The organism is Cnuibacter sp. UC19_7 (assembly GCF_042699995.1).
Lineage (GTDB): Bacteria > Actinomycetota > Actinomycetes > Actinomycetales > Microbacteriaceae > Cnuibacter.
In genome coordinates, this window is record NZ_CP170560.1 from 406806 (window position 1) to 431985 (window position 25180).

Sequence of the window (25180 nt, forward strand, 5' to 3'; positions counted from 1 at the left end):
AAACAGTATAACCCGCGGCTGCGGGGAAACCCGAACCCGAGCGCCGGGTGTCAGACCCCGACGTGCTTCTTGTAGCGCACGATCGCCGCGAACTCGTCGACGTCGAGGCTCGCCCCGCCGACGAGCGCGCCGTCGACGTTGGGCTCGCGCATGAAGCCGGCGATGTTGCCCGACTTCACCGATCCGCCATAGAGGATGCGCGTGGCCGCGGCCGCGTCGTCTCCGAGCGACTCCTTGACCACCTCGCGGAGCGCCGCGCAGACCTGCTCGGCCTGCTCGGCCGTCGCGGCCTGGCCCGAGCCGATGGCCCAGACGGGCTCGTACGCCACGACGACGTCGGTGCCCTTCGGGAGCCCGTCGAGCGCGGCACGGAGCTGCGAGACCGGAACCGCGCTGGCCCCGTGCTTCTCGAGGTCGTCGCTGGTCTCGCCCACGCAGACGATCGGGACGATCCCCTTGCCGACGGCCGCCTTCACCTTCGCCGCGACGATCTCGTCGGACTCGGCGTGGTACTGGCGACGCTCCGAGTGGCCGATGAGGACGTAGCCTGCGTCGAGCGCCTTGAGGAACGACGCGGAGATCTCGCCCGTGTACGCCCCGGACTCGTGCGCCGAGACATCCTGACCGCCATAGGCGAGCTCGAGCTTGTCGGCTGCGATGAGGGTCTGCACGCTCCTCAGGTCGGTGAAGGGCGGGAATACGGCCACCTCGACGTCGCCGAAGTCGTGCTTGGCGTCGCCCAGGGTCCAGGCGAGCTTCTGCACGAAGGCGATCGCCTGCAGGTGGTCGAGGTTCATCTTCCAGTTGCCCGCGATCAGCGGGGTACGGGTGCTCACCATCCGAGTACCTCCAGTCCGGGGAGACGCTTGCCCTCGAGGAACTCGAGACTGGCACCGCCTCCGGTCGAGATGTGGCCGAACTGATCGTCCGAGAAGCCGAGCGCGCGGACGGCGGCGGCGGAGTCTCCTCCGCCGACGACCGACAGCCCGTCGACCTCGGTGAGCGCCTGTGCCACGGCGCGAGTGCCCGCCGCGAACGGCTCGAGCTCGAACACGCCCATGGGGCCGTTCCAGAACACGGTCTTCGACCCGGCGACGGCCTCGGCGAACGCCTGAGCGGTCTCGGGACCGATGTCGAGACCCAGTCCGGATGCGCCGAAGGGTGTGTCCTCGATGGCGTCGGCCGCGGTGACCGCGGTGTCGGCATCCGCACCGAACTTCGAGGCGACGACGACGTCGGTGGGGAGCACGAGCTTCACGCCGAGCTCCTCGGCCTTCGCCATGTACCCGGTGACCGTGTCGATCTGGTCCTTCTCGAGCAGGCTCGAGCCGACCGGGTAGCCCTTGGCGGCCAGGAAGGTGAACAGCATCCCCCCGCCGATGAGGAGGGTGTCGACACGCGGGAGCAGATGGCCGATGACGCCGAGCTTGTCGGAGACCTTCGAGCCGCCCAGCACCACCGTGTAGGGCCGCTCCGGGCTCTCGGTGAGGCGTTCGAGCACGCCGAGCTCCTCGGCGATCAGGAGGCCTGCGGCGCTCGGCAGCAGCTCGGCGAGCTCGTAGACGCTCGCCTGCTTGCGGTGGACGACGCCGAACCCGTCGGAGACGAACGCATCGCCGAACGCGGCGAGCTTCTCCGCGAACGCCTTCCGCTCCCCCGCGTCCTTGCTGGTCTCCCCCGGGTTGAACCGGAGGTTCTCGAGCACGGCGATCTCGCCGTCGCCGAGTGCGGCGACGGTCTCCTCGGCCGAGGAGCCGACCGTGTCGGTCGCGAAGGCGACCTTCCGGCCGAGCAGCTCGCCGAGGCGGGTGGCGACCGGCTCGAGGGTGTACTTCGGGTCGGGAGCGCCGTCGGGTCGGCCGAGGTGGCTGATCACGACGACGCGGGCGCCCTGCTCGAGCAGGGCGGACAGGGTGGGCACGGATGCGCGGGCGCGGCCGTCGTCGGTGATCGCTCCGTCCTTCACAGGGACGTTGAGGTCACACCGGACGACGACCCGCTTGCCCGCCAGCGATCCGAGCGAATCGAGGGTGCGCAGAGTCACGAGGTGATGAGGCTCAGAGACGGTCGGCGACGTACTCGGTGATGTCGACGAGACGGTTCGAGTAACCCCACTCGTTGTCGTACCACGAGGCGACCTTGACCTGGTTGCCGATCACCTTGGTCAGGCCCGCGTCGAAGATCGACGAGTGCGGGTCGGAGACGATGTCGCTCGAGACGATCGGGTCCTCGGTGTAGCTGAGGATGCCCTTGAGGTCGCCCTCGGCGGCGTTCTTGTACGCCGCGTTGATCTCCTCGACCGTGGCCGGGTTGGTCAGCTCGACCGTGAGGTCGGTGATCGAACCGGTCGGCACCGGCACGCGCAGGGCGTAGCCGTCGAGCTTGCCCACGAGCTCGGGGATGACGAGGCCGAGGGCCTTCGCCGCACCGGTGGAGGTGGGGATGATGTTGAGCGCGGCGGCGCGGGCGCGACGGAGGTCGCTGTGGGGGCCGTCCTGCAGGTTCTGGTCGGCGGTGTAGGCGTGGACCGTGGTCATGAGACCGCGCTCGATGCCGAAGTTGTCGAGCAGGACCTTGGCCAGCGGGGCCAGGCAGTTCGTGGTGCAGGACGCGTTCGAGATGATGTCGTGCGTCGCGGGGTCGTAGGTGCCCTCGTTGACACCGAGGACGAGGGTCGCGACGTCGCTGCCCGTGGCGGGAGCCGAGACGATGACCTTCTTGGCGCCGGCCTCGATGTGCTTGCGCGCATCCTCCGACTTGGTGAAGCGGCCGGTCGACTCGATGACGATGTCGACGCCCAGCTCGCCCCAGGGCAGGTCGGACGGGTTGCGCTCGGCCAGCACGATGATCGGCTTGCCGTTGACGACGATCTTGTCGCCGTCGAGCTCGACGGTCGCGTCGAGGCGGCCGGTGATCGAGTCGTACTTGAGGAGGTGGGCGAGTGCCTTGTTGTCGGTCAGGTCGTTGACCGCGACGATCTCGAGGTCACTCCCCTTCGCGAGCGCTGCGCGGAAGAAGTTGCGACCGATGCGGCCGAACCCGTTGATGCCGATCTTTACGGACAACGTGATGCTCCTGTTTTTCAGCCCGACTGGGCAGGTGGTGGATGGCCAGTGAGAGAGGGCGAGCCGAGCGAGCGCGCGGCTCGCCCTCCGGCGTCGTTACGACAGTACCAGCAGGCCCGAGGTCTTCTCACGGGCGGCGTCGAAGCGAGCCTGGACGTTGGCCCAGTTCGCGATGTTCCAGAACGCCTTGACGTAGTCGGCGCGCACGTTCTTGTAGTCGAGGTAGTACGCGTGCTCCCAGACGTCGAGCATGAGCAGCGGCACGAGACCGAACGGCACGTTGCCCTGCTGGTCGAAGAGCTGGAAGACGGTGAGCTGCTGGCCGAGCACGTCCCACGCGAGGACGGACCAGCCGGAGCCCTGCACACCGAGCGCGACGGCGGTGAAGTGTGCGACGAAGGCGTCGAACGAGCCGAACGCGTCGTCGATCGCCGCAGCGAGCTCGCCGGTCGGCTTGTCGCCGCCCTCGGGCGAGAGGTTCGTCCAGAAGATCGAGTGGTTGACGTGACCGCCGAGGTTGAACGCGAGGTCCTTCTCGAGCTTGTTCACGGAGGCGAGGTTGCCGGATTCACGAGCCTCGGCCAGCTGGGCGATGGCGGTGTTGGCACCGGTGACGTAGGTCTGGTGGTGCTTGTCGTGGTGGAGCTGCATGATCGTCGCACTGATGTGCGGCTCGAGAGCCGCGTAGTCGTACGGCAGGTCCGGCAGAGTGTACTCAGCCATGAAATCGATCTCCTCGTGGTAGAGGCCGCCGACCGAGAGCCGAACGGCGGCTGTGAGTGACCTCTACAGTCTATCGAGGTGCGCCGGGGACCGGACCGAAGAATGACGTCCTGCGAAGGCCGCTGCCAGGCAGCGCACAGTCGTCGAGGGCTCAGTCGTCCAAGTCCGGCGGCAGGTTCGCGTCGGTGCCGGGGATGCCGCGATCGATGGCCTGCTTGTCGGCCATGGCGAGCAGACGGCGGATGCGGCCGGCGATCGCGTCCTTGGTCATGGGCGGGTCGGCGAAGTGGCCGAGCTCGTCGAGGCTGGCGTTGCGGTGCGACAGGCGCAGCTCGCCCGCGTACTTGAGGTGGTCCGGGATCTCCGGCCCGAGGATCTCCATGGCGCGCTCCACCCGGGCGCAGGCGGCTACGGCGGCCTGCGCGGAACGGCGGAGGTTCGCGTCGTCGAAGTTGACCAGCCGGTTCGCGGTGGCGCGCACCTCGCGGCGCTGGCGCATCTCCTCCCACGCCCGCACGGTCTCGGTCGCGCCCATCACGGTGAGCATGGCGGCGATCGCCTCGCCGTCGCGGATGACGACACGGTGCACCCCACGAACCTCCCGGGCCTTCGCGGGCACGCCGAGGCGCGCCGCGGCCCCGACGAGGGCCATCGCGGCCTCGTTGCCCGGCGCGGCGACCTCGAGCGACGCCGATCGTCCGGGGTCGGTGAGGGTTCCGGTGGCGAGGAACGCGCCGCGCCAGATGGCGGCGAGGTCATCGCGCCCGCCCGTGGTGAGCCGGTTCGGGAGGCCGCGGATCGGGCGGCGCCGCGCATCCAGCAGCCCGGTCTGCCGGGCCAGGGTCTCGCCGCCGTCGAGCACACGCACGAGGAAGTACGGCTCACGGCGCGACCCCGACGGCGCCAGGCGCGACACGTCGGCCTTCACACCGTAGAGCTCGACCAGGTCGCGGACGACGCGGCGGGCGATGTCGGGGGTGTCGAGCTCGGCCTCGATCGCGATGCGCGACGAGATGATGTGCAGTCCCCCGGCGAATCGCAGGACGGTCGCGAGCTCGGCGGCTCGGACGGTGGTCTTCCCGACCACGACCTTGGCGAGCTCGTCCTTGACTTCGGCGGTGAGGGCCACGAGATGTTCTTCCTAACTGTTGCGGACGGGGCGGCGAGGTGCGCCGGTCACTCCCGCCCGAGGTCGCGGTGCTTCACGCTGACGACCACTCCAGGGTACGACGCCAGACGATCGGCCAGCTCACGCACGAGGGCGACCGAGCGGTGCTTGCCGCCGGTGCATCCGACGGCGACGGTGGCGTGCCGCTTGTTCTCGCGCTGGTAGCCGGCGAGCACCGGCTCGAGCGCCTTCGCGTACTGATCGAGGAACTCGCGCGCGCCGTTCTGCCCCAGGACGTACTCGCTGACGTCGTCGTCGAGGCCCGTGTGAGGGCGCAGCTCCGGGATCCAGAACGGGTTCGGCAGGAAGCGGCCGTCGGCGATGAGGTCGGCGTCGGCGGGGGCGCCGTACTTGAAGCCGAAGCTCATGACCGTGACCTGCACGCCCGCCGTCGCCGCGGTCTTGAACCGCTCCTGCACCGCGGTGGCGAGCTGGTGCACGTTGAGGTCGGAGGTGTCGATGATGATGTCGCTCGACTCGCGGATGGGACGCAGCCGTGCCCGCTCGGCAGAGATGCCGTCGAGCAGCGTGCCGTCGCCCTGCAGCGGATGCGGTCGCCGCACCGCTTCGAAGCGGCGGACCAGCGCCGCATCCGTGGCCTCGAGGAAGAGCACGCGGAGCTGCGTTCCCTCGCGGAGCGACTGGATCATGCCCTGGAGATCGGAGAAGAAGTCGCGGCCGCGGACGTCGACCACGGCCGCGATGCGCGGCAGCGTCGAGCCGGCGTGCTCGGCGAGGTCGACCAGCGGACGCAGCATCTGCGGCGGGAGGTTGTCGACGACGTACCACCCGAGGTCCTCCAGCGCGTTGGCGGCCGTCGACCTACCCGCGCCCGACATCCCCGTGACGATCAGGACTTCCTGCTGCTGGGGGGCGTCTGACATCTCTCGATTCTCGTTCCGTCCCGGGCTGTTCTGGGGGTCCGCCGGGCGCATCGGGTACCGCGCCTGCGCGCTGTGGAGCTAAGCCTACCCGGCGAGGGTGGACTCGATCGTGGTCGCGAGGGCCGGACCTATGCCCTTCACCTCCGCGATGGCCGTCGCATCCGCCTTCTTCAGCTCGCTCACAGAGCCGAAGTGCTTGAGCAGCTCCTTCACCCGAGACGGGCCGAGGCCCGGGATCTCGCTGAGGACGCTCGTGATGTCGCGCTTGCGCCTCGTGCGCTGATGGGTGATCGCGAAGCGGTGCGCCTCGTCGCGGATGCGCTGGATCATGAACAGCGCCTCGCTCGACCTCGGGAGGATCACCGGGTAGTCGCTGTCGGCCAGCCACACCTCCTCGAGACGCTTCGCGATGCCCGCGAGCGTGATGCCCTCCACCCCCGACTCCTCCAGGGCTCGGCGGGCCGCCGCGACCTGCGGCTGGCCGCCGTCGACGATGAGGAGCTGCGGCGGGTACGAGAACTTGCGGCGGCGCTGCGACTGCTGCTCGCCCTCTGCCGTGGGATCGGGCCGCTCGAGCGGCGCCTCGCGATCCTCCTTGAGGTACGCGAGGCGCCGGGTGAGCACCTGATACAGCGACTCGGTGTCGTCGGTCGAGTCGGCGATCGTGAAGCGGCGGTACTGGTCCTTGCGGGGCAGGCCGTCTTCGAAGACGACCATGGAGGCGACGATGTTCGTGCCCGACAGGTGCGAGACGTCGTAGCACTCCATCCGGAGAGGAGCCTCGTCCATTCCCAGCGCATCCTGGATGTCGGTGAGCGCCTGCGAGCGTGCGACGAAGTCGGAGGACCGCCGCATCTTGTAGAGCATCAGGTTGTTCTTCGCGTTCATCGACGCCGTCTGCATGAGCGACGCCTTCTCGCCGCGCTGCGGGGTCTGGATCGTGACCTTCTTGCCCGGCCCACGCCGCTCGGCGAGCCACGCCTCGAGCTCGTCGACGTCGTCGGGAAGCGCGGGCACGAGGATGCGGCGAGGCGGGTCCTGCCCCTCGTACGCCGCCTGCAGGATCGAGTCGACCAGCTCGCCGGTGTCGAGGTCGAGCTCCTTGTCGACCGTCCATGCGCGCTCACCGCGGATGCGGCCGCCGCGCACGATGAACTGCTGCACGCTCGCCGCCAGCTCGTCGTGCTCGATCGCGAACAGGTCGGCGTCGACACCCTCGCGCAGCACGACGGCGCTCTTCTCGAGCACCGCCTCGAGGGCCTGCAGCTGGTCGCGGTACTTCGCCGCCGCCTCGTACTCCTGGCGTGCGGCGGCCTCCTTCATGCGGTCGGTGGCCTGCCTCACGAAGCGGCGGTCTCCCCCGTTCATGAACGAGACGAAGTCGTCGACGATCCTCCGGTGCTCCTCGATCGTCACCTTGCCCGAGCACGGCCCGCCGCAGCGGCCGATCTGCCCCGGGAAGCACGGGCGACCCGACTGCATGGCCTGCTTGTAGCTGGAGTCGGAGCAGGTGCGGATGGGGAACGCCTTGATCATCAAGTCGATCGTGTCGCGCACCGCCCAGATCTTCGGATACGGCCCGAAGTACTTCGCGCCGGCGATGCGCCGGTTGCGCGTCACCATCACGCGCGGAGCCTCATCGCCCAGCGTGATCGCCATGAACGGGTACGTCTTGTCGTCGCGGAACTTGACGTTGAACGGAGGGTTGAACTCCTTGATCCACGTGTACTCGAGCTGAAGCGACTCGATGTCGGTGCCGACGACCGTCCACTCCACGCTCGACGCGGTGGTGACCATGCGCCGGGTGCGCTCGTGGAGGTTGCGCAGCGGCTGGAAGTAGTTGCTCAGCCTCGCGCGGAGGTTCTTCGCCTTGCCGACGTAGAGGACCCTGCCCTGCGCATCCTTGAACCGGTAGACACCCGGCTGGGTGGGGATCTCCCCCGCCTTCGGCCGGTACGGGACGGTGTCTGCCATGGGTCAGGATGCTCGCTTCGCCTGCTGCGGGTCTCCGTTCAGGATCTCGTCGAGGAACATCCCGGTGTGGCTCGCGGGGTTCTTCGCGACCTGTTCAGGCGTTCCGACGGCGACGATCGTGCCACCGCCGGAGCCGCCCTCGGGACCCATGTCGATGATCCAGTCGGCGCTCTTGATGACGTCGAGGTTGTGCTCGATGACGATCACGGTGTTGCCCTTGTCGGTGAGTCCGTTGAGCACCTGGAGGAGCTTCCGCACATCCTCGAAGTGGAGGCCCGTGGTGGGCTCGTCGAGCACGTAGACGCTGCGGCCGTTCGACCGGCGCTGCAGCTCGGTGGCGAGCTTCACGCGCTGCGCCTCGCCGCCGGAGAGCGTGGTCGCGCTCTGGCCCAGGCGGACGTAGCCGAGACCGACCTCGACGAGGGTCTTCAGGTAGCGGTGGATCGCGGAGATCGGCTCGAAGAACTCGGCCGCCTCGCTGATCGGCATGTCGAGCACCTCGGCGATGTTCTTGCCCTTGTAGTGCACGGCGAGGGTGTCGCGGTTGTAGCGCGCGCCGCCGCAGACCTCGCAGGCGACGTAGACGTCGGGCAGGAAGTTCATCTCGATCTTGATCGTGCCGTCGCCCGCGCACGCCTCGCAGCGGCCGCCCTTGACGTTGAAGCTGAAGCGGCCCGCGAGGTAGCCGCGTGCCTTCGCCTCCGCCGTGTCGGCGAAGAGGTTGCGGATGCGGTCGAAGACACCGGTGTAGGTCGCCGGGTTCGAGCGCGGGGTGCGGCCGATGGGCGCCTGGTCGACGTGCACGACCTTGTCGAGCTGGTCGAGACCCGTGACGCGCTTGTGCTTGCCCGGCAGCTTGCGGGCGCCGTTGAGCTTGTTGGCGAGCACCCGGTACAGGATGTCGTTCACGAGGCTCGACTTGCCCGATCCGCTCACCCCCGTGACCGCGGTGAGCACGCCGAGCGGGAAGTCGGCCGTGACGCTCTTCAGGTTGTTGGCCTGCGCATCGACGACCGAGATCATGCGCTTCTTGTCGATCTTGCGGCGCTTCGTGGGTGTGGCGATCTCGCGGCGACCCGCGAGGTAGTCACCCGTGAGCGACTTCGTGTTGCGCAGCAGCGCCTCGTACCCGCCGGAATGCACGACGGTGCCGCCGTTCACGCCTGCGCCGGGGCCGATGTCGACGATCCAGTCGGCGGTGCGGATGGTGTCTTCGTCGTGCTCGACGACGATCAGCGTGTTGCCGAGGTTCTTGAGCTTGACCAGCGTCTCGATGAGGCGGCGGTTGTCTCGCTGGTGCAGGCCGATGCTCGGCTCGTCGAGCACGTACAGCACACCGGTGAGGCCCGATCCGATCTGCGTGGCAAGGCGGATGCGCTGAGCCTCGCCTCCGGAGAGGCTGCCGGCGCTCCGCGCCAGGTCGAGGTAGCCCAGGCCGACCTCGATGAGGAAGTCGAGGCGGGCGCGGATCTCGCGCAGCACCTGCGCCGCGATCATCGCCTCGCGGTCGGTCAGGGTCAGCCGGGCCATGAAGTCCTGGGCGTCGGTGAGCGAGTACTGCGTGACATCGGCGATGCTGACGTCGGCCACCGTGACCGCGAGCACCTCGGGCTTGAGGCGCTTGCCGTCGCAGACGGGGCACGGCACCTCGCGGAGGTACTCGCCCCAGCGCGCACGCTGGGAGTCGGAGTCGGCCTGCGCGAACTGGCGCTCGATGTAGGGCATGACGCCTTCGAAGCCCGAGGAGTAGCTCATCTCGCGGCCCCACCGGTTCTTCCAGCGGACCTTCACCTCGAAGTCGTTGCCGCGGAGGATCGCCTCGCGCACCTCGGGGCTGAGCTTCTTCCACGGGGTCTTCAGCGAGAAGTCGAGGTCGCGGGCGAGGCCGGCGAGCAGCTTCTCGTAGTACTGGAACAGGCCCTTGCCCTGGGTCGTCCAGGGGATGATGACGCCGTCCTGGATGCTGAGGTCCTCATCGCCGAGCAGGAGGTCCTGGTCGACGGACATCCGCGTGCCGAGCCCGGAGCACTCGGGGCAGGCGCCGAAGGGCGCGTTGAACGAGAACGTGCGCGGCTCGATCTCGGTGAGCTGGATCGGGTGCTGGTTGGGGCAGCTGAGCTTCTCGGAGAAGGTCTGCCACGCCTCCGGACCGTTCTCATCGACGTAGTTGACCTGCACGATGCCGTCGGTGAGGCGCAGCGCCGTCTCGAGCGAGTCGGTGAGGCGGGTGAGGATGTCGGGCCCCGCGACCAGACGGTCGATGACGACCGAGATGTCGTGCTTGAACTGCTTCTTCAGCTTCGGCGGCTCGGTGAGCTGGATCATCTCGCCATCGACGATGGCGCGCGAGTAGCCCTGACCGGACAGCTCCTTGAAGAGGTCGACGAACTCGCCCTTCTTCTGGCTCACCACCGGGCTCAGCACCATGAAGCGGGTGCGCTCCGGCAGCTCCATCAGCTGATCGGCAATCTGCTGCACGGTCTGCGCGGCGATCCGCTCACCGCAGATGGGACAGTGCGGGATGCCGATGCGCGCCCACAGCAGACGCATGTAGTCGAAGATCTCGGTGATCGTGCCGACCGTCGACCTCGGGTTGCGGTTGGTGGACTTCTGGTCGATGCTCACCGCCGGGCTCAGGCCCTCGATGAAGTCGACGTCGGGCCGGTCGACCTGACCCAGGAACTGGCGCGCGTACGCCGACAGGCTCTCGACGTAACGACGCTGCCCCTCGGCGAAGATCGTGTCGAACGCGAGGCTGGACTTGCCCGACCCCGAGAGGCCCGTGAACACGACCATCGAGTCGCGCGGGATCTCGAGGTCGACATCCCGGAGGTTGTGCACCCGGGCACCGCTGACGGTGAGCTTTTGGCCTGCGTTCACGCTCGAAATCGACACCCCGAAAGTCTACGTTCCACCACCGACACCGCCGCCGCCGTTCGCCCCCGGCGCACCCCTGTGCACCCGGCGCACCTTGTTGGGCCGTCCGTTCTCAGGAGTACCGCCCGCCCGCGTCCGTTCTCAGGACGATGTGCCCTGAGTACGGGCGCGGGTCCTGAAAACCGGCGAGCCGGACTCAGGCGACGTGGCCGGCGCGCTCCATCTGGCGGAGCTCTCGCTTCAACTCCGAGACCTCGTCGCGGAGGCGGCCGGCCAGCTCGAACTTGAGCTCGGCAGCGGCCTCGAGCATCTGCGAGTTGAGGTCGGCGATGATCGACTCCAGCTCGTTGGCTCCCGACGCGGCGAGACCCTCGCGTCGCAGGCTCGGCGTGGGGCTCTTCTTGCCGCGGCCGGCGCGCTCGCGCAAGAGGTCGGCTGTGTCGGCCCCCTCGCGGGCCAGTGCCTCGGTGATATCGGCGATCCGCTTGCGGAGCGGCTGGGGGTCGATGCCGTTCGCCGTGTTGTAGGCGACCTGCTTCTCGCGGCGACGGTCGGTCTCCTCGATGGCCAGCTTCATCGAGTCGGTCATCTTGTCGGCGTACATGTGCACCTCGCCCGACACGTTGCGGGCGGCGCGACCGATGGTCTGGATGAGCGACGTCGAGGACCGGAGGAAGCCCTCCTTGTCGGCGTCGAGGATCGCGACCAGCGACACCTCGGGCAGGTCGAGGCCCTCGCGCAGCAGGTTGATGCCGACGAGCACGTCGTACACACCCGCCCGCAGCTCGGTGAGGAGCTCGACCCGGCGGAGGGTGTCGACATCCGAGTGCAGATAGCGGACCCGGACGCCGGCCTCGGTGAGGAAGTCGGTGAGCTCCTCCGCCATCTTCTTCGTGAGCGTGGTGACGAGCACGCGCTCGTCGCGCTCGACGCGGAGGCGGATCTCCTCGAGCAGGTCGTCGATCTGCCCCTTCGAGGGCTTGACGATCAGCTCGGGGTCGACGAGGCCCGTGGGGCGGATGATCTGCTCCACCACTCCATCGGCGATGCCCATCTCGTAGCGCCCCGGGGTCGCGGAGAGGTAGACCGTCTGGCCCACCCGATCCTTGAACTCGTTCCACTTCAACGGGCGGTTGTCGAGCGCGCTCGGCAGGCGGAAGCCGTGCTCGACCAGCGTGCGCTTGCGCGACGCGTCGCCCTCGTACATCGCGCCGATCTGCGGCACGGTGACGTGCGACTCGTCGATCACGACGAGGAAGTCGTCGGGGAAGTAGTCGAGCAGGCAGTGCGGGGCCTCCCCCGGCATCCGCCCGTCGATGTGACGGGAGTAGTTCTCGATGCCCGAGCAGAAGCCGATCTGCTGCATCATCTCGAGGTCGAACGTGGTGCGCATGCGCAGCCGCTGCGCCTCGAGCAGCTTGCCCTGGCGCTCGAGCTCGGTGAGGCGCTCCTCGAGCTCGACCTGGATGGTCTCGATCGCGCGGTGCATGACGTTCGTGTCGGCGACGTAGTGCGAACCGGGGAAGACGGACACGGCGTCGAGCTTCTGCACCACGTCTCCGGTGAGCGGATGCAGGCTGTACAGCGCTTCGATCTCGTCGCCGAACATCTCGATGCGGAGGGCGAGCTCTTCGTAGACCGGGATGATCTCGATGGTGTCGCCGCGCACGCGGAAGTTGCCGCGCGAGAAGTCGACGTCGTTGCGCTGGTACTGCATCGACACGAACCGGCGGATGAGCCAGTCGCGGTCGACCCGCTGCCCCACCTGCAGCGCCACCATGGCGTTCATGTACTGCTCGGGCGTACCCAGGCCGTAGATGCAGGACACGGTGGACACCACGACGACATCGCGGCGCGACAGCAGCGAGTTGGTGGTGGAGTGCCGGAGCCGCTCGACCTCGGCGTTGATCGAGCTGTCCTTCTCGATGAAGGTGTCTGTCTGCGGGACGTAGGCCTCGGGCTGGTAGTAGTCGTAGTACGAGACGAAGTACTCGACGGCGTTGTTGGGCAGCAGCTCGCGGAACTCGTTGGCGAGCTGCGCGGCGAGCGTCTTGTTGTGGGCGAGCACCAGCGTGGGCCGCTGCACGGCCTCGACGAGCCACGCGGTCGTGGCGGACTTGCCGGTACCGGTGGCGCCGAGCAGCACCACATCGGTCTCGCCGGCGTTGATGCGGCCGGCGAGCTCGGCGATCGCGTTGGGCTGGTCGCCGCTCGGCTCGTATTCGCTGATGACCTCGAAGGGCCGAACGGAGCGGGTCGGTTCCATGCAATAAGTTTAGGTCGGGCCACCGACATCGGGCCGGGGGCCAGTGGACCACTCAGCCCGGCCACATCCACCACCGCGGGGTCGACGCCGCACGAGCGGACGACACCCCGTGACCACCACCACAGGGGCGTGACCACACACATGCGAATCGGAATCCTCACCTCGGGCGGCGACTGCCCCGGGCTCAACGCGGTCATCCGCGGCGCGGTCCTCAAGGGCACCGAGATCAACGGCCAGGAGTTCGTCGGCTTCCGCGACGGCTGGCGCGGCGTCGTCGCCGGCGACATCATCGACCTCCCCCGCCTCGCCGTCCGCGGCATCGCGAAGGAGGGCGGCACCATCATCGGCACCAGCCGCACCAACCCGTTCGAGGGCGACGGTGGGCCGGAGCGCATCCAGGCCACTCTCGACCGGCTCGGCATCGACGCGATCATCGCGATCGGCGGTGAGGGCACCCTCGCGGCGGCGAAGCGGCTGACGGATGTGGGGCTGAAGATCGTGGGCGTCCCCAAGACGATCGACAACGACCTCAACGGCACCGACTACACGTTCGGCTTCGACACCGCCATCGAGATCGCCACCGAGGCGATGGACCGCCTCCGCACCACCGGCGACTCGCACAGCCGCTGCATGGTCGCCGAGGTCATGGGCCGGCACGTGGGCTGGATCGCGCTGCACTCGGGCATGGCGGCCGGCGCGCACGCCATCCTCATCCCCGAGCAGAAGACCAGCCTCGAGCAGATCGGCGCGTGGGTGCGCAGCGCGGCCGACCGCGGCCGGGCGCCCCTCGTCGTGGTGGCGGAGGGCTGGGTCCCCAACCACGCCGACGACGCGCACTCCGAGCGCGGGCTCGACGCCTTCGGGCGGCCGCGCCTCGGCGGGATCGGCGAGCGCCTCGCGCCGATGATCGAGGAGCTCACCGGGATCGAGACGCGCGCGACGACGCTCGGCCACATCCAGCGCGGCGGCGTGCCGACGGCGTACGACCGTGTGCTCGCCACCCGCCTCGGCATGGCGTCGAGCGACCTGGCGCAGGACGGCGCCTGGGGCAACATGGTGTCGCTGCGTGGCACGGAGATCGAGCGCGTGGGCTTCGAGGAGGCGCTCACCGCGCTGAAGACCGTACCGCAGCACCGCTACGACGAGGCGGCGATGCTCTTCGGCTGATCCCCACGAGGTCACCGTCGAAAGGTCGCCTCAGAGCCGACATGGCGCGTATATCGCCTCGTGTCAGGTCTGAGGCGACCTTTCTGCCGTGAGCGGCGTCTGGGTGGCGGGTCAGCGGCGCGCCGGGGCGAGGCGGACGCGGTCGCCGGGGCGCAGCTGCGCGGCGGCGTCCTGCGCCGCCCGGGTGAGGACGGCGACGACGGGGTAGCCGCCCGTGACCGGGTGGTCGCGGAGGAAGAGGACGGGCCGGCCGTCGGGCGGTAGCTGGACGCTGCCGGCGACCACGCCCTCGCTCGGGAGCTGTCCCGCGTCGCCCACGACCTCGAGCGGCGGGCCGGAGAGACGCACGCCCACGCGGTTCGAATCCTGGCTGACCGTCCACGTCGTCGACCCGAGGGCAGTCAGGCCCTCGCCGCTCAGCAGGTGATCGCGCGGGCCGAGGAGGGCCGGGAGCACCGCTATCTCCGCGCGAACCCTCCCGATCCAGGTCGCGATCATGTCCGCCGCAGGCCAGGGTCCGGACTGCGACGCCAGCTTCAGGATGTCACCGGCGCGCAGAGGCGGCGGTCCGAGGCCGCTGAGCGTGTCGGACGAGCCGCTTCCCAGGACGAGCGGCGCGGCGATGCCGTCCCTGACCGCCAGGTAGCTCCGCAGCTCCTGGGGCGGGGCGCCGAACTCGAGCTCGTCCCCCGCTTCGAGGGTGAGAGCGCAGCCGACCGGATGTTCGACTGTGCGCCCGTCCCGGCTGACCAGGACGGACACCGACGCCCCCGCGACCGCGACACGCACGGTGCGGAGGGCGCGCATCCGCCAGCCGCCGAGCAGCGTCTCGACGACGAGCGCGCCCGGGAGGTTGCCGACCAGACGGTTCGCCGCATCGAAGGCGCCCAGGTCTGCCGCGCCGGACTCGGTGACCCCGAGGTGCGCGTACCCGGGCCGCCCGTGATCCTGCAGCAGGGCCAGCGGTCCGGGAGACAGCACCTCCAACGCCGGTGCGCCGGCCCCGTCACGCACGACGGAACCTCACGCGCGTACCCGGCGCGAGGAGAGCGGGCTGGTCGCGGTGCTCATCCCAGAGAGTCGCGTCTGTGCTCCCGATGAGGTGCCACCCGCCCGGCGACTCTCTCGGGTAGATGCCGCAATACCGTCCGCCGAGCGCGACCGACCCCGCCGGCACCGCCGTGCGCGGGGTGTCGCGGCGTGGGAGCGTGAGTGGATCGCCGTCTGCCGCGAGGTAGGCGAAACCGGGGACGAACCCGAGGAAGGCGGCGGTGAACGTGAGCGTCGTGTGCTGCTCGACGAGCTCGTCGATGCCCGTCTCGAGCAGGGCGGCCGCGACAGCGAGATCCGGTCCGTCGTACCGCACCGGGATCACGACGTCGTCGCCGATGACCGCCGCGGCCGCCACCCGCCGAACCCGCCACGCCTCGTTGACGACCGCCGCAGCGGCGGCGCGCGAGACCACCGCGGGGTCGAACACGACCAGCAGGGTCGACTCCGCCGGCACGAGGTCGATGACCCCCGGGCTCCGACGCAGCGCGTCGTAGAGCGGGAGCACATCGGTCGAGGCGAGTCCGTCGACCAGCAGCGCCGACTCCCCCACCGGGAGGACGGCGTACCCCGTCACGCGACCGCCGACGCGAACCGCGCGAGGTGCACGCCTGCGCGCTCCAGCGCGGTGCGGAGCGCGACGGCGATCCCCACCGAGCCGGCGGTGTCGCCGTGCACGCAGATGGTCCGGGCCGACACCGAGACGAGGGACCCATCCACAGCCTCGACGGAGCCGTCGACGACGAGCCCGACCATCCGACGCGCGATCGCGTCGGCGTCGTGCAGGACGGCGCCCGGCTCGCTCCGCGGTACGAGCGTGCCGTCGGGTCGGTAGCCGCGGTCGGCATAGGCCTCGGCCACGAACGCGAGCCCGACCGACTCCGCGACCTGCTGAGTGATGGAACCCGGCAGGCCGACGAGCGGCAGCGCGTCGTCGGCCGCGAGGATCCCGTCGACCACGGCACGGGCTTGGACGTCGTCGCGCACGATGCGGTTGTACAGCGCCCCGTGCGGCTTGACGTAAGCCACCCGTGTGCCGGTTGCCCGCGCCAGCGCCTGCAGGGCGCCGATCTGATAGATCGTGTCGGCAGTGAGATCGGCGGCGGGGACGTCGATCGTGCGCCGTCCGAACCCGCGGAGATCGGGGTAGCCCACGTGTGCGCCCACCGACACCCCGCGGTCGGCGGCGGCCCTGAGGGTCTCGAGGATTCCCGTGGGGTCACCCGCGTGGAACCCGCAGGCGACGTTCGCGCTCGTGACGACGTCGAGCATCCGCGCGTCGTCGCCCATGTGCCAGGCCCCGAACGACTCGCCCAGGTCGGCGTTCAGGTCGATCGTCGTCACGACGACTCCCGGATGCGCTGCCACGCGGCATCCGTCTGCGCCAGCGTCTCGTCGAGGGTGCCGCCGGTGTCGATCACGATGTCGGCGATCGCGCGCCGCTCGGCATCGGTGGCCTGCGAGGCGATGCGCCGCTCCGCCTCCTCCTGCGAGAGACCGCGGATGCGCATGAGACGCTCGAGCCGCACCGCCTCCGGCGCCTCCGCGACGATGACGACGTCGAAGTCGCGGCGTCCGCCGGTCTCGACCAGGAGGGGCACGTCGTAGACGAACACGGCATCGGGCCCGGTCGCCGCGGCCTCGGCCCGCCGCTGCGCCGTGAGCGCACCGACGGCCGGATGCACGATCGCGTTGAGGTCGGCACGGGCGGCGTCGTCGGCGAACACGACGGCACCGAGCGCGGCGCGATCGAGGCGCCCGTCGGAGTCGATGACCGCGTCGCCGAACCGCTCGCGGATGCGCGCCAGCCCTGGCGTGCCGGGCTCGACAGCCTCGCGCGACAGCTTGTCCGCATCCGCCGTGATGGCGCCGAGCTCGCGCAGGCGCTTCGTGATCGTCGACTTGCCCGCGGCGATGCCGCCCGTGAGCCCTACCGTGAGCATGCCCTCATGCTATCGAGGACGCGGAAAATGTAGGGGCGCAGGCTCTTCGGACCGCAATGGTGGACGACGCGCCTGAGCCCCTGCATTCTTCGCGGCGGTCGCCGGGAACGGCGGAAGGCCGCCCCTCTCGGGACGGCCTTCCGTGTGGTGCTGTGGAGTCGCTGGACTCAGTTGTTCGACGAGAGTCGCTCGCGGAGAGCGGCGAGGGTCTCGTCGTCGGCCAGCGTGCCCGAGCCGGAGGTCTCGCTCGTGTAGGAGGAGGAACCGGGCGCCTCGACGGCGTGCTCGGCGGCCGACGTGGCGACCTGCTTCTTGTGGGCCTCCCAGCGAGCCTGGGCGGCAGCGTACTCCTGCTCCCACTTCTCGCGCTCGGCCTCGAAGCCTTCCTTCCACTCGTTGGTCTCCGGGTCGAAGCCGTCGGGGTACTTGTAGTTCCCCTGCTCGTCGTACTCGGTGAGCATGCCGTAGAGCGCCGGGTCGAAGTCGGTGCCCTCGGGGTCGACGGACTCGTTGGCCTGCTTCAGCGAGAGGCTGATGCGGCGACGCTCGAGGTCGATGTCGATGACCTTGACGAAGACCTCCTCGCCGACCGATACGACCTGCTCGGCCAGCTCGACGTGCTTGCCGGAGAGCTCGGAGATGTGGACCAGACCCTCGATGCCGTCGGCCACGCGGACGAACGCACCGAACGGCACCAGCTTGGTGACCTTTCCGGGAGCGACCTGCCCGATGGCGTGGGTGCGGGCGAAGACCTGCCACGGGTCCTCTTGCGTCGCCTTGAGCGAGAGCGACACGCGCTCACGGTCGAGGTCGACCTCGAGGATCTCGACGGTGACCTCCTGGCCCACCTCGACGACCTCGGAGGCGTGCTCGATGTGCTTCCAGGAGAGCTCGGAGACGTGGACGAGACCGTCGACGCCACCCAGGTCGACGAACGCACCGAAGTTGACGATCGACGACACGACACCCTTGCGGACCTGACCCTTGTGGAGGTTGTTCAGGAACGTGGTGCGGCTCTCGGACTGGGTCTGCTCGAGCAGGGCACGGCGCGACAGGACCACGTTGTTGCGGTTCTTGTCGAGCTCGAGGATCTTCGCCTCGATCTCCTGACCGAGGTAAGGAGTGAGGTCGCGGACGCGGCGCAGCTCGATGAGCGAGGCCGGGAGGAAGCCGCGGAGGCCGATGTCGACGATGAGGCCACCCTTGACGACCTCGATGACCGAACCGGTGACGACACCGTCGGCCTCCTTGATCTTCTCGACGTCGCCCCAGGCGCGCTCGTACTGAGCCCGCTTCTTCGACAGGATGAGGCGGCCTTCCTTGTCCTCCTTCTGGAGAACGAGGGCCTCGACGTTGTCGCCGACCTTGACGACCTCGGTCGGGTCGACGTCGTGCTTGATGGAGAGTTCACGCGAAGGGATGACGCCCTCCGTCTTGTAACCGACGTCGAGGAGGACCTCGTCGCGGTCGATCTTCACGACGGTGCCCTCGATGAGGTCTCCATCGTTGAAGAACTTCAGAGTCTTCTCGACCGCGGCCAGGAAGTCATCAGCGGAACCGATGTCGTTGATGGCGACCTGCTTGGCTGCCTTTTCGGTCGTTGCGATTGTCATGTAGTAGGTGCTCCGTATTGGACAGGGATCAGGCCTGGCGCTTTGATCTTCATCGTGTTGTTCCGCGACAGGCAAGCGGATAGAAGTCACAAGAGTGACGGTCTAGCTTAGCGCGCGGGATCGGGCGGGCACAACCGGCCATCGAGCTCCCATGCCCTCTCCTCAACGCCCGGCGGGCGGCGATGATTCCCTCGGCGAGCTGCTCAGGAGTCGAGCTCGTCGTCGAGGAATCCGGGGTTGCTCTCCAGGCAGTCTGCATCCCAGGCCGACGGCCCACCGGGATACGGCCAGGCCCACGTCGGCACGGTGGATGGAGACGAGACGCTGCGTCGCTCCAAGCGGATCATGGTCAGTGGCGCGTTCATGTCCATCGCCGCCGCCATTCGTGCGTGCCCGTCTATGACGACGTCTGCTCCCAACCCGGTCACCTTCCAGATGATGACCGGGGGAAGGACGTCTTCGCGCGCGAGTCGGCGGTATCCGGACACACGAGGATCGTCGCGAGGAGGGAGGGCGACCAGTGGCATCACCACCCAATCTCCCCCGGCACCCCAACTCACGTCGGTCTCGGAGCCCCTGTCGACGACGACCGTGCGGAGCCTCCCTCCCGTGAGCGGGAGGGAGGCTCCACCCGCAACCTCGATCTGATCGAGCGTGCGCAGTCGCCATTCGCCCCGGTGAAGGGGGGACTGAGGAGACGAACGCAAGCCGCGAGCGACGGCGTGCATCCACGAGTCACGCGGATGGGGTCTTCCGGCGAGATCGCGGGCCGTCGAAGCGCGGAGGGCGGGAGGACGTCCAGTCTGCCGGCGCGAGCTCGGGTGACCCACAGGCCCGACCCGGGCGGCTGTACGAGCCCGTGCACGAGGTTCTGTCCCCGGCATCTCAGGGCGATGCGGCCTCCATCGGTGAGAAGAGGGAGGAGTGCGGGCGCTGAGTAGTCGCGTCGACCGCTGTCGACGGGAATCATCGCGGTTCCGCCGGCGAGAGTGCGGTGAGGGTGGCGAAGGCGGGGACCGCGTCCGCGGCGAGAGCGGCGACGAGACGGGTGTGGCCGTCGAGGACGAGGTAGCTCGCGATGCCGGGCAGATGCCAGACGAGGACGGGCGGGAGCCGGCGGTCGCGGAGGAGGCCGCGATGCGCGAGCACGGCCGCCGTGTGCCGACCGGGCCAGCGGCGGAGCGGGACGATCGCGGGTCGCAGCGACTCGCCGTGCACGAAGCGCCCCTCGGGCGTCGGCACGAGCGCGGCGCGCAGGGCGGCGGGCCGCTCGTGGGCAGGCCGCCAGCCGAGGAGCGGCAGCGGGCCCATGCGCAGGCGCCACCGCCCGGGCGTGAGCGGCGACGGGCCGGAGAGCGTGAGCTGGTCGCGCAGCCAGTACATCCATCCGTCCTCGGCGAGCAGCGATCGGGCGAGCGTCGCGGAGATGGGGGCGACCGCGTCGAGCGGGTCTTCCTGGTCGACGATGCGGGCGCGCATGCCGTGCCCGTCGTCGGACTCGTCGACGGGGAACTCCGCGTCATCGACGAGCTCGACGCGGGGCGCGCCGTCGGCGAGCAGCGTGTACGTGGATCCGCGGCGGGCAAGGCGGAGCCCCGCCGTGTCGTCTGCGACCTCGGCGGCGACGTCGAACGTGATCTCTGGATGCATGGCGTGTGAGCTGACGAAAGCTCGCCTCATACTAGGTCCGGGTGCCGCCGAGCGGAAGCGATCCTCGAGGACGAGATATGCATGCGTCACTCTCGATGTCCATTACTCGATACTCCATGCGCGAGAGGGTCTGGTCTGTCTTCCGAGGAGTCGAGCCAGCCGCTGAGACTCCTCGGCGATCTGGATGGTGACTCCGTCACGGTCATTTCCTCTGCTTGCCGCTCGTACCAGTTCAGCGACGCGTATCTCATAAGCGTCGATCAGTTCACGTTGATGCCCGGGGTCGTCTGCATCAGACAGCAGATCGAGCGAGAAGAAGTCAAGCGCTCGGACGTCGAGCGCGGCGGCCACCAGGCGGCTGTGACCGTCGAGGACGATGTATGACTCGAGCTGCGACACCCACCAGATGAGCACCGGTGGAAGGGGGATCGCTTCGCTTGCGAACTTGCGCATGGCCTTGACTCGAGAGCTGGTCCTGTCCGGCCAGTGCCGAACAGGTAGCAACAGAGGCGGGCGGGCAGTGTCGAGCGGCCGCGACGTGGGCGGCCCGAAAGCGACCATTGCTTCAGTCGCCCGCCTGGAACGGACTCGGTGGTCGGACTGATCCGGCGAGGGAACCGCCTCGAGCAGCCATCGTCCTCTGTGCAGAGGCGACCAAGTCGACGAGATCATCGCACGCGTGAAGTGGTGCAGCCACGACCGCGTCCGGTCCGCCGGAGCCATCGAGCCGTGTCGTCGGATCTGACGCGCCGTGATGGGTGGGACGACGTGACTCTGAGTGGGGGTATGAAAACTCAGATCGACGCTCGACGCAGAGCGTCGTCCCTCGATGACGGGGCTGTCGTGGTCCGCGATGATGAAGCTCTCCCCGTCGGCCAGGAGCCTCAGTGGGGGTAGATCGTCAGTCCTGCCGGGCACCTGGAATATTGCATCCATGAGTCCATGGTATGAGGGAAGCTCACCGTTTGCTCGCGGCGACGATCGCTCGGATCGCCGGGCCGTGGTCGCGGTAGAGGAAGGAGTAGCCGGCCTGCTCGAGGCGCTCCGGTGCGACCCACCGGCTCTTCAGCACCAGCTCGGTCTCGGTGCGGAGCACGGCTGTGCCGAGCTCGAGCATCCAGCGGAAGGCGGGCAGCCCGAACGGCCTCCCCACGGCGCGGCGGACGGTGCGCATGAGCGTGCGGTTGTCGGTGGCGCCGGGCGCAACGACGTTGACGAGGCCGTCGATCTCGGGATGGTCGCGGAGGAAGTGCACGATCGCCACCACGTCGTCGAGATGGACCCAGCTGAACCGCTGCCTCCCGCCGCGCGCCCGGAAGCGGTGGTAGGTGCCCGCGGCGAGGCGCGCCGTCGTCGCGGGCCAGCGTCCGTCGAGCTGCGGGCCGCCGAGGCCCCAGCGCGCGAGCGCGAGGATCGGGCGCAGAGCGCTGCCGTCGCCGAGGACGATCGCCATCCGGAGTGCGACGCGCCGCGTGCCGGGGAGGTCGCGCTCGAAGAACGCCTCCTCCCACGACGTGGCCACGTTCACCGAGAAGCCCTCGCCGATCTCGCCCGTCGACTCCGTCATCGGGCGGTCCTCCGCGTGGCGGTAGATGGTGGCCGTCGAGGCGTTGAGCCACACGGGCGGCGGAAGCTCGCATCCGGCGATCGCGTCGGCCACTTCGCGCGTCGTGCCGAGTCGCGAGCGGAAGATCTCGCGCCGGTTCGCGGCGTCGTAGCGGCAGTTCACGCTCTTGCCCGCGAGGTTGACGACGAGTTGGGCGCCGTCGACCGCGCGGCGGATGGCGGCGGTGTCGCCCCAGCGCGCGTCGGCGCCGGATCGGCCGATCGTGATGACCGTCGCGCCTCGGCTCTCGAACGACCTCCGCAACGCCTGGCCGATGAAGCCCGACGCTCCTGCCAGTACGACCCGATCCGTCACCCGGCGTCCTCTCCCCCGACGATCCCGTACTCGAACGTACCCCGGTACTCGTAGAGCCTGCCGATCACGGGCGCGTCGAGCACGAGCTCGACGCGCTGCCTGTCCTCGGCGTCGACGAAGCGCTCCACGAGGAGGATCCGGGGCGACCATCGACGCGGGAGAGGGATGTGGTGGCCGCCGACTCGCACGAGCATCCGGATGGAGGTGAGCACGAGGGCGCCGTCGTCGACACGGGCCACGAGCTCGGCGCGGAACCTGCGGTGGGTGCCGATGTCGTCGACGAGCCGCCCGTCGATGAAGCGGACCTCGTCGACCATCGTGCGCGGCCCTGACAGGAAGTCGAACTCCCGTCGGGCGCGCCGGCCCGCCGGCCCCTCCTCGTTGCGGATGCGGAACGGCACGTCGCGCTGCCCCGCCGGGAACAGCACGTGCTCGCGCGCCAGGATCCCGAGGACAGGCCAGAGCCAGCGCCGACGAGTGCCGGCGACCTCGTACGTGCCGTGCCCTGTGCCGTGACGACCCGGCGGGATCGCGCCGACGTAGGCGCGCAGGCGCGGATGCAGGCGGGCCACCGCCGCGGCCCCGAGCGCCGCCTCGTACGGCGAGAGCGGATGCTCGGGGTCGCGGGGTGTCGGCACGGCGCGAGCGCTACGAGAGCAGCGTGGTGCGGAGCGTGTCGAGGCCGACGCCGCCGAGGTCGAGGGCGCGGCGGTGGAAGTCCTTCAGCGAGAACGAGTCGCCCTCGCGGGCGCGAGCGGCGTCGCGCACCTCCTCCCAGATGCGCTGGCCCACCTTGTACGACGGCGCCTGACCGGGCCAGCCGAGGTAGCGGTTCACCTCGAATCGGATGAACGAGTCGTCCATGTTGACGTTCTGGCGCATGATCTCGAGGGCGTAGTCGGCGTCCCAGACGCCGGTGCCGTCGAGGCGCGGCTTGCCCAGGTGCACGCCGATGTCGAGGACGACGCGCACCGCGCGCATCCGCTGCCCGTCGAGCATGCCGAGGAGGTCGGCGGGGTCGTCGAGGTAGCCGAGCTCCTCCATGAGCCGCTCGGCGTAGAGCGCCCAGCCCTCGGCGTGACCGCTCGTGCCCGCCAGCTGGCGACGCCAGGTGTTGAGGCGGGCGCGGTTGTAGACCGCCTGGCCGATCTGCAGGTGATGGCCGGGGACGCCCTCGTGGTACACGGTGGTGAGCTCGCGCCAGGTGTCGAACTCGGTGACTCCCTCGGGCACCGACCACCACATCCGCCCCGGACGCGAGAAGTCGTCGGTCGGGCCGGTGTAGTAGATGCCGCCCTCTGTGGTGGGGGCGATCATGCACTCGAGCGCGCGGATCGGCTCGGGGATGTCGAAGTGGGTGGCGCCCAGCTCGGCGACGGCGCGGTCGCTGGTCTCCTGCATCCAGCGCTGGAGGGCGTCGGTGCCGTGCAGCTTGCGGCTCGGGTCGCCGTCGAGGAACGCGATCGCCTCCTGCACCGAGGCGCCGGGGACGATCTCCTGCGCGATCGACTCCTGCTCCTCCGTCATGCGGGCGAGCTCGCCCACACCCCACTCGTACGTCTCGTCGAGGTCGATCGCGGCGCCCAGGAACCGACGCGACTGGAGCGCGTAGATCTCGCGGCCCACCGCATCCTCGCGGGTGGCCACGGGCGCGAGCTCGTTCTCGAGGAACTGCTCGAGTCGCGAGTACGCCTCGGAGGCGGCGTCGGCGCCGCGCTGGAGGTCGGCGCGAAGGCTCTGCGGGAGCTCGCCCGCAGCGGCCGTGTTCGCGGTGAACGAGTGGAAGAAGCCGTCGCGAGCCGAATAGCGGCGCGCCTGCTCGAGCACCTCGAGCACCTGACGGCGAGCGGGCGTGACGCCCTCGCGCATGCCCTGGCGCAGCGTGACGATGTACCCCGCGATAGCATCGTCGACCGCGGCGAGCCGCGTCGCGATGGTCGACCAGTCGTCGGCCGTGGCGGTGGGCATGAGGTCGAACGACTCGCGGATCTCCTGCGACGGCGAGTTGATGACGTTGAGGTCGCGCAGGTGGAGGCCGGCGTCGGAGCTCTCGAGGGAGAGGCGCAGCTCGCTCGACAGGTCGGTCTTCGTGACCTCGTCGACGTCGTCGGCGGGCGCTGCGGCGTCGAGCGCGGCGAGCGTGCGCTTCACCGCGGCGATGTAGCGCTGGTGGCCCTCGGGCGAGTAGTCGCCGAGGCGGTGGTTCACCTCGGTGCGGCCGATGTAGGTGCCGTACTCGGGCAGCAGGTCGACCACGGTGTCGACCCACTCCTCGGCGATGCGGTCGATCGGCGTGCTCTGCCTGGCGGGTGCGGTGCCGGATGCGCCCTGTGCGGTCGTGTCGCTCATCCTCCGACCCTATACGCGGGGTCCGACGGCGGCGGAGGAGTCACGCGAGCATGTGCTCGACCTCGTCGGCGAGGTCGGTGGTGGGTCGGCAGGCGTCGAGCACGTCGGTGGCCCCTGGCCTCAGCAGCGGCTCGATCGTGAGCGTGTGATGACGGATCTCCGCGAGATCGCCCGGCCTTCGGCCGTAGGGATTCCCCGTGCGGGTGCTCACCCGCTCCAGCAGGACGGACAGCGGTGCGGTGAGGAGCACGATGCGGTCGAAGTCGGGGTAGAACGTCGGCTGGTTCTCGACGGTCCCCGAGACGATCACGGGGTGCCCCTCGACGCGAGCGCGCTGCAGCAGCTCGCGCATCCGGGCTGCGTCCCAGAGCCCGTCGGGGTTCGTCCAACCGTCGTAGTCGGTGTCGAGCGTCCGGTGCCCGCGCCTGGCGAGCTCGCTGAGGAGCGTCGACTTGCCTGCGCCGGACATGCCGGTGACCAGGACCCGTGTCATGGGGAGAGAGTACTGTGCGGATCGGGACACCGGGTTG

22 protein-coding genes are annotated in these 25180 nt (G+C 69.4%); 1 reads left to right on the top strand and 21 read right to left on the bottom strand.

Annotated features, from left to right (window positions below; all coding sequences use genetic code 11):
* Positions 1–50: 50 nt before the first annotated feature.
* The 9 genes from tpiA to uvrB form a co-directional block, all read right to left on the bottom strand.
* On the bottom strand, positions 51–839 hold the full coding sequence (gene tpiA / locus ACFJGV_RS02010; RefSeq protein ID WP_378146443.1) for a triose-phosphate isomerase: 789 nt from the start codon (positions 837–839) through the stop codon (positions 51–53).
* Complete coding sequence (locus tag ACFJGV_RS02015; protein ID WP_378146444.1) at positions 833–2044, bottom strand: phosphoglycerate kinase; 1212 nt, start codon at positions 2042–2044, stop codon at positions 833–835. Before ACFJGV_RS02015 ends, tpiA begins: the two co-directional genes overlap by 7 nt.
* Before the next feature lie 13 nt (positions 2045–2057).
* Positions 2058–3065, bottom strand: coding sequence for a type I glyceraldehyde-3-phosphate dehydrogenase (gene gap / locus ACFJGV_RS02020; protein WP_378146445.1), 1008 nt, complete (start codon positions 3063–3065; stop codon positions 2058–2060).
* Positions 3066–3161: 96 nt separating this feature from the next.
* On the bottom strand, positions 3162–3788 hold the full coding sequence (locus ACFJGV_RS02025; protein WP_378146447.1) for a superoxide dismutase: 627 nt from the start codon (positions 3786–3788) through the stop codon (positions 3162–3164).
* A gap of 151 nt (positions 3789–3939) precedes the next feature.
* Positions 3940–4917, bottom strand: a complete 978-nt coding sequence (gene whiA / locus ACFJGV_RS02030) for a DNA-binding protein WhiA (protein ID WP_378146448.1) — start codon at positions 4915–4917, stop codon at positions 3940–3942.
* Positions 4918–4964: 47 nt separating this feature from the next.
* Entirely contained in the window at positions 4965–5840 is an 876-nt protein-coding gene (gene rapZ, locus ACFJGV_RS02035; RefSeq protein ID WP_378146449.1) for an RNase adapter RapZ, read from the bottom strand.
* Positions 5841–5924: 84 nt separating this feature from the next.
* Positions 5925–7814 carry an excinuclease ABC subunit UvrC gene (uvrC, locus tag ACFJGV_RS02040; protein ID WP_378146450.1) on the bottom strand — a complete coding sequence of 630 codons (1890 nt, stop codon included), beginning with the start codon at positions 7812–7814 and terminating at the stop codon, positions 5925–5927.
* Between the two features lie 3 nt (positions 7815–7817).
* Positions 7818–10709 carry an excinuclease ABC subunit UvrA gene (gene uvrA / locus ACFJGV_RS02045; RefSeq protein WP_378146452.1) on the bottom strand — a complete coding sequence of 964 codons (2892 nt, stop codon included), beginning with the start codon at positions 10707–10709 and terminating at the stop codon, positions 7818–7820.
* 178 nt (positions 10710–10887) lie between these two features.
* Positions 10888–12957, bottom strand: a complete 2070-nt coding sequence (gene uvrB / locus ACFJGV_RS02050; RefSeq protein ID WP_378146454.1) for an excinuclease ABC subunit UvrB — start codon at positions 12955–12957, stop codon at positions 10888–10890.
* Between the two features lie 141 nt (positions 12958–13098).
* Between uvrB and ACFJGV_RS02055 the strand changes: the two genes are divergently transcribed.
* Entirely contained in the window at positions 13099–14124 is a 1026-nt protein-coding gene (locus ACFJGV_RS02055) for an ATP-dependent 6-phosphofructokinase (protein WP_378146456.1), read from the top strand.
* Between the two features lie 111 nt (positions 14125–14235).
* Here the strand turns inward: ACFJGV_RS02055 and ACFJGV_RS02060 are convergent, their stop codons facing one another.
* From ACFJGV_RS02060 to ACFJGV_RS02115, 12 genes are all read right to left on the bottom strand, one after another.
* Positions 14236–15138, bottom strand: a complete 903-nt coding sequence (locus ACFJGV_RS02060; RefSeq protein WP_378146458.1) for a biotin-dependent carboxyltransferase family protein — start codon at positions 15136–15138, stop codon at positions 14236–14238.
* A complete protein-coding gene (locus tag ACFJGV_RS02065; RefSeq protein WP_378146460.1) occupies positions 15131–15751 on the bottom strand; it encodes an allophanate hydrolase subunit 1 in 621 nt (206 codons plus the stop codon). The genes ACFJGV_RS02060 and ACFJGV_RS02065 overlap by 8 nt, the downstream gene beginning before the upstream one ends.
* Positions 15748–16542: a LamB/YcsF family protein gene (locus ACFJGV_RS02070; RefSeq protein WP_378146461.1), complete on the bottom strand. Its 795-nt coding sequence runs from the start codon at positions 16540–16542 to the stop codon at positions 15748–15750. The genes ACFJGV_RS02065 and ACFJGV_RS02070 overlap by 4 nt, the downstream gene beginning before the upstream one ends.
* The gene (gene coaE / locus ACFJGV_RS02075) at positions 16515–17117 is read right to left on the bottom strand and encodes a dephospho-CoA kinase (protein WP_378146463.1); all 603 of its coding nucleotides are present in this window, start codon (positions 17115–17117) and stop codon (positions 16515–16517) included. Before coaE ends, ACFJGV_RS02070 begins: the two co-directional genes overlap by 28 nt.
* Positions 17118–17284: 167 nt before the next feature.
* Entirely contained in the window at positions 17285–18730 is a 1446-nt protein-coding gene (rpsA, locus tag ACFJGV_RS02080; RefSeq protein ID WP_378146465.1) for a 30S ribosomal protein S1, read from the bottom strand.
* Positions 18731–18933: 203 nt separating this feature from the next.
* A complete protein-coding gene (locus ACFJGV_RS02085; RefSeq protein ID WP_378146467.1) occupies positions 18934–19068 on the bottom strand; it encodes a hypothetical protein in 135 nt (44 codons plus the stop codon).
* Between the two features lie 628 nt (positions 19069–19696).
* Positions 19697–20380 carry a hypothetical protein gene (locus ACFJGV_RS02090; protein ID WP_378146469.1) on the bottom strand — a complete coding sequence of 228 codons (684 nt, stop codon included), beginning with the start codon at positions 20378–20380 and terminating at the stop codon, positions 19697–19699.
* Positions 20381–20482: 102 nt separating this feature from the next.
* Positions 20483–20833, bottom strand: a complete 351-nt coding sequence (locus tag ACFJGV_RS02095; RefSeq protein WP_378146470.1) for a hypothetical protein — start codon at positions 20831–20833, stop codon at positions 20483–20485.
* A gap of 505 nt (positions 20834–21338) precedes the next feature.
* Positions 21339–22301, bottom strand: coding sequence for an epimerase (locus tag ACFJGV_RS02100; protein ID WP_378146472.1), 963 nt, complete (start codon positions 22299–22301; stop codon positions 21339–21341).
* Positions 22298–22939 (bottom strand): DUF4166 domain-containing protein, encoded by a 642-nt coding sequence (locus tag ACFJGV_RS02105; RefSeq protein WP_378146474.1) that lies wholly within the window; start codon positions 22937–22939, stop codon positions 22298–22300. The genes ACFJGV_RS02100 and ACFJGV_RS02105 overlap by 4 nt, the downstream gene beginning before the upstream one ends.
* Before the next feature lie 10 nt (positions 22940–22949).
* Positions 22950–24650, bottom strand: coding sequence for a DUF885 domain-containing protein (locus ACFJGV_RS02110; RefSeq protein ID WP_378146475.1), 1701 nt, complete (start codon positions 24648–24650; stop codon positions 22950–22952).
* 40 nt (positions 24651–24690) lie between these two features.
* The gene (locus ACFJGV_RS02115) at positions 24691–25143 is read right to left on the bottom strand and encodes an AAA family ATPase (RefSeq protein ID WP_378146477.1); all 453 of its coding nucleotides are present in this window, start codon (positions 25141–25143) and stop codon (positions 24691–24693) included.
* Positions 25144–25180: the final 37 nt, after the last annotated feature.